Origin of the sequence: Streptomyces anatolicus, assembly GCF_019400875.1 — a bacterium.
GTDB lineage: Bacteria > Actinomycetota > Actinomycetes > Streptomycetales > Streptomycetaceae > Streptomyces > Streptomyces anatolicus.
In genome coordinates, this window is sequence record NZ_WMBF01000271.1 from 1 (window position 1) to 8,445 (window position 8,445).

At 71.3% G+C, this 8,445-nt stretch carries 8 protein-coding genes; 6 read left to right on the forward strand and 2 right to left on the reverse strand.

The window, feature by feature from the left end:
• Positions 1-233: 233 nt before the first annotated feature.
• The 5 genes from GKQ77_RS21665 (at position 234) to GKQ77_RS21685 (ending at position 5,136) form a co-directional block, all read left to right on the forward strand.
• Entirely contained in the window at positions 234-1,337 is a 1,104-nt protein-coding gene (locus tag GKQ77_RS21665) for a TraR/DksA family transcriptional regulator (RefSeq protein WP_219690592.1), read from the forward strand.
• A 78-nt stretch (positions 1,338-1,415) separates the two neighbouring features.
• Positions 1,416-2,009 (forward strand): signal peptidase II, encoded by a 594-nt coding sequence (gene lspA / locus GKQ77_RS21670; protein WP_219690593.1) that lies wholly within the window; start codon positions 1,416-1,418, stop codon positions 2,007-2,009.
• A 63-nt stretch (positions 2,010-2,072) separates the two neighbouring features.
• A complete protein-coding gene (locus tag GKQ77_RS21675; RefSeq protein ID WP_125512286.1) occupies positions 2,073-3,014 on the forward strand; it encodes an RluA family pseudouridine synthase in 942 nt (313 codons plus the stop codon).
• Complete coding sequence (locus tag GKQ77_RS21680; RefSeq protein ID WP_219690594.1) at positions 3,011-3,478, forward strand: GNAT family N-acetyltransferase; 468 nt, start codon at positions 3,011-3,013, stop codon at positions 3,476-3,478. The genes GKQ77_RS21675 and GKQ77_RS21680 overlap by 4 nt, the downstream gene beginning before the upstream one ends.
• Before the next feature lie 71 nt (positions 3,479-3,549).
• Positions 3,550-5,136, forward strand: coding sequence for a Na+/H+ antiporter (locus tag GKQ77_RS21685; RefSeq protein WP_219690595.1), 1,587 nt, complete (start codon positions 3,550-3,552; stop codon positions 5,134-5,136).
• 27 nt (positions 5,137-5,163) lie between these two features.
• Here the strand turns inward: GKQ77_RS21685 and GKQ77_RS21690 are convergent, their stop codons facing one another.
• Complete coding sequence (locus GKQ77_RS21690; RefSeq protein ID WP_219690596.1) at positions 5,164-6,255, reverse strand: mechanosensitive ion channel family protein; 1,092 nt, start codon at positions 6,253-6,255, stop codon at positions 5,164-5,166.
• Between the two features lie 101 nt (positions 6,256-6,356).
• Here GKQ77_RS21690 and GKQ77_RS21695 point away from each other — a divergent pair, with 101 nt between their 5' ends.
• Positions 6,357-6,926: a dienelactone hydrolase family protein gene (locus GKQ77_RS21695; protein WP_219690597.1), complete on the forward strand. Its 570-nt coding sequence runs from the start codon at positions 6,357-6,359 to the stop codon at positions 6,924-6,926.
• A 19-nt stretch (positions 6,927-6,945) separates the two neighbouring features.
• Here GKQ77_RS21695 and GKQ77_RS21700 read toward each other — a convergent pair.
• Positions 6,946-8,445, reverse strand: a 1,500-nt coding sequence (locus GKQ77_RS21700; protein WP_219690598.1) for an alkaline phosphatase D family protein, incomplete at its 5' end; no start/stop codon positions are given.

An 8,445-nucleotide genomic window follows, 5' to 3' on the forward strand; every position in this document is an offset into this window, starting at 1 on the left:
GGGGCGGGGCGCGGACTGACCCGAATGGCGAGATGGGGGGCGAGCGGATCCCTGGCGCGCGCCGGGCGGCGGATTACCCGGCAGGGAGTTGGGCACAACGCTTGCAGACTCGCCGTGCGGGAGCCGCGGGGCGGCGCACCGGGCGGCGTGCCCCGTTGCCGCGGGCCTGGAGTCGATTTATCGTCCCAGCACGACTCGCGAGCAAGATCACAATATGTGAAGGGGCCGCGGCCATGGTGGCGAAGAAGACCGCCGTACAGCAGTCGGCGTCCGGCAGATCCACCGGCGCGGGGGCGGCGTCCGACGCCGGGGGAAAGACGACGGGGAAGAAGGCTCCAGAGAAGAAGGCCGCAGAGAAGAAGGCCGCAGGGAAGAAGAGCGCGGTGAAGGAGACGGTCGCGAAGAAGGCCGCCGTCAAGAAGGCCGCGGTGAAGAAGGCGGTGGCCAAGAAGGTCGCCGCCAAGAAGGCGGTGGCCAAGAAGGCCGTTATGGGGGAGCCGGCGAAGGCCCCGGCGAAGAAGGCTCCGGCGAAGAAAGCCCCGGCCAAGAAGGCGGTGGCCAAGAAGACCGCGTCCAAGGAGGGGGCCGCTCACGGGGCGGAGCCGGTGTCCCAGGCGGGCTCTGAGAGCGCTGCCAAGAAGAGTGCCGCAAAGAAGGCTCCTGCCAAGAAGGCCCCCGCAAAGAAGAGCGCCGCCAAGAAGACCCCCGCTAAGAAGACCCCTGCGAAGCGCACGACCGAGCACGGCACCCAGGACACCCCCGACACGCAAGGCGCACACGGCACGGACAACCAGACGGTCGCGACCGCGGCCGAAGATGCGGCTGAGGCCGCGGAGACGACGGGAGCCACGACAGTGGTTGCGAAGAAGACTCCGGGCACGGCGACCGCGGCGGCGAAGTCGACGGCCGTGCCCAAGGCGCGTGCCGCCGCGGCGGAGCCCGGTGAGCTGGCGGTCCGGCCGGGCGAGGACCCCTGGACTCCGGAAGAGGTCCAGGAGGCCCGCGCGGAGCTGCAGAGCGAGGCGCTGCGCCTCGGCAGTGAGATCACGTCCTCCGAGGAGGCCCTGGCGGGGCTGATGCGGGACTCCGGCGACGGGGCGGGCGACGACGACGCGGACACCGGTACGAAGAACATCACGCGCGAGCACGAGATGGCGCTTGCCGCCAACGCGCGCGAGATGCTGGTGCAGACCGAGCGCGCCCTGGAGCGCCTCGACGCGGGGACGTACGGCCTCTGCGAGAACTGCGGCAATCCGATCGGCAAGGCGCGGATGCAGGCCTTCCCGCGCGCGACCCTGTGCGTCGAGTGCAAGCAGAAGCAGGAACGGCGCTCCTGAGCACGGCCTGGACACCCGGGCCCGTACGTGTGTGCCGTACCCTCGTCCCCAGTCAGGTACCTAGGTTGAGGGACTCACGTGGCAGAGGCGGAGCGCATCATCGGTACGCCGGACATCCCTGAGACGGCCGGGGACGAGCCGGAGCGGTCCGGCGAGGTCGTCGGCGAGGGCGAGCAGAAGCCCAAGGGCAAGCGCAAGATCGCCGTGCTCTTCGCCGTGGCCGCCGTCGCGTACGCCTTCGACCTGGTCAGCAAGATGATCGTGGTCGCGAAGCTGGAGCACCACGACGCGATCGAGATCTTCGGCGACTGGCTCCGCTTCAACGCGATCCGCAACGCGGGCGCCGCCTTCGGTTTCGGCGAGGCCTTCACGATCATCTTCACGTGCATCGCGGCCGCCGTCATCGTGGTCATCGCCCGCCTCGCCCGCAAGCTCTACAGCCTGCCGTGGGCGATCGCGCTCGGCCTGCTCCTGGGCGGCGCGCTCGGCAACCTCACCGACCGGATCTTCCGCGCGCCGGGCGTCTTCGAGGGCGCGGTGGTCGACTTCATCGCCCCCAAGGGCTTCGCGGTCTTCAACCTCGCCGACTCGGCGATCGTCTGCGGCGGCATCCTGATCGTGCTGCTCTCCTTCCGTGGGCTCGACCCGGACGGCACCGTCCACGAGGACTGAGCCCGGGCCGGTGCGGCAGGGCTGTGGTGCGGGAGTGTCAGTGCGCTCCTGCATACTCAATGGGTGAGTACGATTCCCGAGATCCGCACCCTGCCCGTGCCGGACGGCCTGGAGGGCGAGCGCGTAGACGCCGCCATCTCGCGCATGTTCGGTTTCTCCCGCACCAAGGCCGCCGAGCTCGCCGCGGCGGGGAAGGTCTCGGTCGACGGCTCGGTGGTCGGCAAGTCCGAGCGGGTGCACGGCGGCGCCTGGCTGGAAGTGGAGATGCCGCAGGCGCCCGCTCCGGTGCAGATCGTGGCCGAGCCCGTCGAGGGCATGGAGATCGTGCATGACGACGACGACATCGTCGTGATCGTCAAGCCGGTCGGCGTGGCCGCGCACCCGAGCCCGGGCTGGTCGGGGACGACCGTGATCGGCGGCCTCGCCGCGGCGGGGTACCGCGTCTCGACCTCCGGTGCCGCCGAGCGCCAGGGCATCGTGCACCGCCTGGACGTGGGCACCTCCGGCCTGATGGTGGTCGCCAAGTCCGAGCGTGCGTACACCTCGCTGAAGCGCCAGTTCAAGGAGCGCACGGTCGACAAGCGCTACAACGCGCTGGTGCAGGGCCACCCCGACCCGATGAGCGGCACGATCGACGCCCCCATCGGCCGCCACCCGAACCACGACTACAAGTGGGCGGTCACGGCCGAGGGCAAGCCCTCCGTCACGCACTACGACCTCATCGAGGCCTTCCGGGCCGCCTCCCTGCTCGACATCAAGCTGGAGACGGGCCGCACCCACCAGATCCGCGTGCACATGGCGGCGCACCGGCACCCCTGCGTGGGCGACCTGACGTACGGCGCGGACCCGACGCTCGCCAAGCGGCTCGGTCTCACGCGCCAGTGGCTGCACGCGGTCCGGCTCGGCTTCGAGCACCCGGGCGACGGGCAGTGGGTGGAGTACGAGAGCGGTTATCCCGAGGACCTCCAGAAGGCGCTCGACCGGGTGCGGGCGGAGAGCTCGTGACCGATGTCACGGTCCGGGAGGCGCGGGACGAGGACGACCGCCAGGCCTGCTTCGCCGTCCGCAGGGACGTCTTCGTGGCCGAGCAGCAGGTGCCCGAGGAGGTCGAGTACGACGCGTACGACGCCGTGGCGGTGCACGTCCTTGCCGTGCGCGAGGACGGCGTTCCGCTGGGCGCGGGCCGGCTGCTGACCGGCGCCGCCGCGGCCGCCAAGAACGGCGGGGACACCGGCGTGGGCGCTCTCGGCCGGCTCGCGGTGACGGCGTCCGCCCGCGGCCTCGGCGTCGGGGCCGCCCTGGTCCGTGCCATAGAGGACGCGGCACGCGCGCGTGGCCTCACCGCCGTCGACCTGCACGCGCAGACGCACGCCCTGGGGTTCTACGAGCGCCTGGGGTACGAGGCGTACGGCCCGGAGTTTCCGGACGCCGGGATTCCGCATCAGGCGATGCGCAAGGCGCTGCACTGACGCGTCGGGGGCCACCGCGTGGCAGGGTTGAGTCTTGATCGTTGAAGTCTCGACCGCCCGGAGGGCGCACCGTGGATCAACTGGCGCTGCTGCTCGTCTTGTTGCTGGGAGCCGTGGTCACGGTGCCGTTGGGGGACCGTCTTGGGCTGCCCGCGCCCGTCCTGATGACGCTCGCGGGGATCGGCATGGCCCTGCTGCCGTTCGTGCCCAATGTCGAGATCCCGCCGGACTACATCCTTCCGCTGGTGCTGCCCCCGCTGCTCTACGCGTCCGTGCAGCGCACCTCGTGGCGGCAGTTCGCGGCCAACCGGCGCCCCATCTTCCTGCTCGCCGTGGCACTGGTGTTCGTGACGACGGCGGCGGTGGCCGCGATGGCCAACGCCGTCGTCCCCGGGCTGCCGCTCGCCGCGGCCGTCGCGCTCGGCGCGCTCGTCGCGCCGCCCGACCCCGTCGCCGCGACCGCCGTCGCGGGCTCGCTCGGGCTGCCCCGCAGGCTCGTGTCGATCCTGGAGGGCGAGGGGCTCTTCAACGACGTCACGGCGATCGTGCTCTACCACGTGGCGATCGCCGCCGCGGTGAGCGGAACGTTCTCCTGGCCGTCCGCCGCGGGCCGGCTCGTGCTCTCCGCCGTGGTGGCCGTACTCGTCGGGCTCGCGCTCGGCTGGCTGACGAACAAGCTCATGGGGCTGCTCGGCGACGCCATCCTGCAGACCGGCCTCACCCTGCTCGTCCCCTTCGTCAGCTATGTGCTGGCCGAGGAGCTGCTCGGCTCCGGCGTGCTCGCCGTCCTCACCACCGCGCTCTACCTCGCGGAGAACGCGGTCGACGCCGACGACGTACTGGGGCGGATCACCGGGCAGACCTTCTGGCAGATCGTCGACACCCTGGTGACCGGCGCCGCGTTCGGACTCATCGGCCTCGAACTGCACAACGTCTTCGGCATCGCGAGCGGCCGCGAGTGGGAGATGTTCGGCTGGGGCGCGGCGGTCGTCGGCGTCGTCGTCGGCGGCCGGCTGCTGTGGCTGCTGCCCGCGACCTGGCTCGCCAAGCGGCTGCACAAGCGCCGGGACTACGACGAGGAGATCCCGACGACCTGGCGCGAGACCGTCGTCATGTGGTGGGCCGGGATGCGGGGCGTGGCGTCCGTGGCGCTCGCGCTCGCCATCCCGCTCAAGACGGACGACGGATCTCCGTTCCCGGCCCGTGACGAGATCATCTTCATCGCGTTCTGCGTGATCATGGCGACGCTCGTCGTCCAGGGGCTCACGCTGCCCTGGCTGGTGCGCAAGCTCGGGGTGCGCGCCGACACCGACGCGGAGCGCGAGCTTGAGCGGGCGCTCGCGGTCCGCGCCGCCAAGGCCGCCAAGCGGCGCCTCAGGGAGATCGAGGAGGTCGAGGAGCTTCCTGAGGACGTCTCCGAGCGGCTGCTGCGCGGCGCCTTCGACATCGGGGCCAGGATCAGCCCGGACGTGGTCGACGACGAGCGGCGCGAGCGGTACGCCAAGCGCGTGGACCGGCTGAAGGCCGTCCAGCGCATCCAGCGCGAGATGATGTCGGCCGCGCGCCACGAGGTCCTGGCGGCGCGCAGCGAGCCCGGCGCCGACCCGGAGGTCGTCGACCGGGTGCTGCACCACCTCGACGTACGCAGCCTGCGCTGAGGCGCGCGGCCGGAGGCAGGCCTGAGTTCAGCCTCGGCCGGTCCGCGGTGCCTTCGGCGCGAGGTGCAAGGGGCGGTGGCCGTTCGGCGCGGGTTCCGCCGAGGCCGTGGTGACCTTCGGCAGCGCGTACGGATGCTTCTCGGTCAGCCACTGCACCATCTGCTCGCGCACCGTGACCCGGACGGTCCAGATGTCGTCGGCGTCCTTCGCGGTGACCAGGGCGCGGACCTGCAACGTGCTCGGCGTCGTGTCCGTGACCGCGAGGCCCCAGTCCCTGCCGTCCCACGCCGCGCAGTCGCGCAGGATGTCGCGGAGCTTGTCGCGCATCTGGTGGACCGGCGCCGAGTGGTCCAGGTGGAAGAAGACCGTGCCGGTCATCTGCGCGCCGCCGCGGGACCAGTTCTCGAACGGCTTGGACGTGAAGTACGACACGGGCATCGTGATCCGGCGCTCGTCCCAGGTGCGTACCGCGAGGAACGTGAGGGTGATCTCCTCGACCGTGCCCCACTCGCCGTCCACCACGACGGTGTCGCCTATCCGCACCATGTCGCCGAAGGCGATCTGCAGGCCCGCGAAGAGGTTGCCGAGGGTGGACTGGGCCGCGACACCGGCGACGATGCCGAGGATGCCGGCCGAGGCCAGCAGCGAGGTGCCCGCCGCCTGCATGGCGGGGAAGGTCAGCAGCATCGCGGAGACCGCCACGACACCGACGATCGCGGAGACCACCCGCTGGATGAGCGTCACCTGCGTACGGACCCTGCGGACGCGGGCCGGATCGCGGTGGACCGTGGCGTAACGGGCGTAGGACGACTCCACTATCGCCGTGGCGATCCGCACCACCAGCCAGGCCGCGGAGCCGATCAGGACGAGCGACAGGATCCGCCCGATGGCCGCCGAGTGGTCCTTGGCGAGCTGGGCCTGTCCGTAGGAAGCTCTCAGCAGGGCGGTGCACAGCACCAGGTGGAAGGGGACTCGGCAGCGGCGCAGCAGACCCCACAGCGGGGTCTCATGATGCCGCTCGTCGGCCCGGCGCAGAGCGAAGTCGACCAGCCAGCCGACCACCACTGTGAGCACGACCGAGCCGCCGATGACGATCAACGGACGCAGTACGTTCTCCATGCCTCCGAGGGTAGGGGTACCGCCTCCGGGCCTCGCAGGGGAGGGGTACCGGCCCGCTGCCGTCGGGGGAGAAGGTCCCAGGTGGATGGCACGATGGCTCCATGAACATCATGCTTTTCCACTCGACGTACGGCCTGCGACCCGCGGTGCGCGCGGCGGCGGACCGGCTGCGTGCCGCGGGGCACGAGGTGTGGACGCCCGACCTGTTCGACGGGCGTACGTTCGACGACGTCGAGGCCGGAATGGCCCACCAGGACGAGATCGGCAAGGACGAGCTGCTGAAGCGGGCGATCCTCGCCGCCGCCCCCTACTCGGAGCGTGGCCTCGTCTACGCGGGCTTCTCCTTGGGCGCCGCGACCGCGCAGACCCTCGCGCTCGGCGACGAGAAGGCGCGCGGCCTGCTGCTCCTGCACGGCACGTCCGACATCGCGGAGAACGTGTCCGTGGACGGGCTGCCCGTGCAGCTGCACGTGGCGGAGCCCGACCCCTTCGAGACGGACGACTGGCTGAGCGCCTGGTACCTGCGGATGGGGCGGGCCGGCGCCGACGTGGAGATCTACCGCTACCCCGGCGCCGGGCACCTCTACACCGACCCGGACCTCGACGACCACGACGCCGAGGCGGCGGAGACGACGTGGCGCACGGCGCTCGGCTTCCTGGAAACGCTCTGACTGGACCTGCTCCGACGGGTCAGCGCACGGGAGCGTCCGCCCGTTCGACCTTCTGCGAGCCGCTGAGCGTGCGGTAGGAGCGGAGCCAGGACGAGGTCGCTCCGGGGCTCTTCGGGTCCGAGAGGGCGTAGTAGTCCATCTGGGAGCGCTCGGCGGTGACGTCGAGGACGCCGTAGCCGTGGGAGTCCATGTCCAGCCACTTCACGTGGCGGTTGGCCGCCCTGAGGGTGGCCGCGGCCGCCAGGGAGACGGTGTGCGGGGCCACTCCGAGCATGTCGTCGATGTTGTCGGAGGTGACCGAGGTGACCACGAACTCCGTGGCGACCGAGGACGAGAGCGGATACGTGGCCGCCCTGGCCGGCACGTCGTTCGCCCACGCCATGTGGATGTCGCCGGTCAGGAAGACGGTGTCGCGGATGGCGTTGTCCCGCAGGTGGGAGATGAGTTCCTTGCGGTCGTCCGTGTAGCCGTCCCACTGGTCGACGTTGATGGCAAGGCCCTCCTTGGGCAGGCCCAGCAACTCCGCGAGGGGCTTGAGGAGATGGGCCGGCAGGGCACCGAAGGCGACCGGCGAGATCATCACCGAGGTGCCGACCAGCTTCCAGGCGGCGTCCGACGACGCGAGCCCCGCCTTCAGCCAGTCGAGCTGCGCGCGGCCGGTGAGGGTGCGCTCCGGGTCGTCGACCGCGCCGCTGCCGGTGCCCGCCTGCTGGGAGCGGAAGGAGCGCAGGTCGAGCAGGTGCAGGTCGGCCAGCTTGCCGTAGCGGACGCGGCGGTAGACGGTGCCCTCGGTGGAGGGGCGTACCGGCATCCACTCGAAGTACGCCTGCTTGGCCGCCGCCATGCGTGCCGCCCAGGTGCCCTCGCTCTCGGGGGTGTGGTTCACCGCGCCGCCCGACCAGGCGTTGTCGGCGAACTCGTGGTCGTCCCAGATCGCGATGACCGGGTGCGTGGCGTGCATCGCCTGCGCGTCCCTGTCGGTCTTGTGGACGCCGTGCCGGGTGCGGTAGTCGGCGAGCGTGATGATCTCGTGCCGGGGTTCGTGCGGGCGTACGACGTGCTTGGCGGCGGGGTATTCGCCGCTCGGGTACTCGTAGAGGTAGTCCCCGAGGTGCAGGACCGCGTCCAGTTCGGTGCGGGCCGCGAGGTGGCGGTAGGCCGAGAAGTAGCCCGCCTCCCAGTTGGCGCAGGACACCACGCCGAACCGGACGCCGTGCGCGGAGGCGTCGTGCGCGGGGGTGGTGCGGGTGCGGCCCACGGGGGAGTGGACCGGGGAGGCGTCCCCTACGGAGAAGCGGAAGTAATAGGTGGTCGCCGGGCGCAAGCCTCTTACATCGGCCTTGACCGTGTGGTCGGACGCGGCCCGCGCGGTGGTGCTGCCGCGGCTGACGATGCGGGAGAAGCCCTGGTCCTCGGCTATCTCCCAGCGCACCTCGGTGTCGGGCCCGTTGCCCGACCCGGGTATGGCGTCCGGCGTGGGCGTCACCCGGGTCCAGAGCAGGACGCCGTCGGGCAGCGG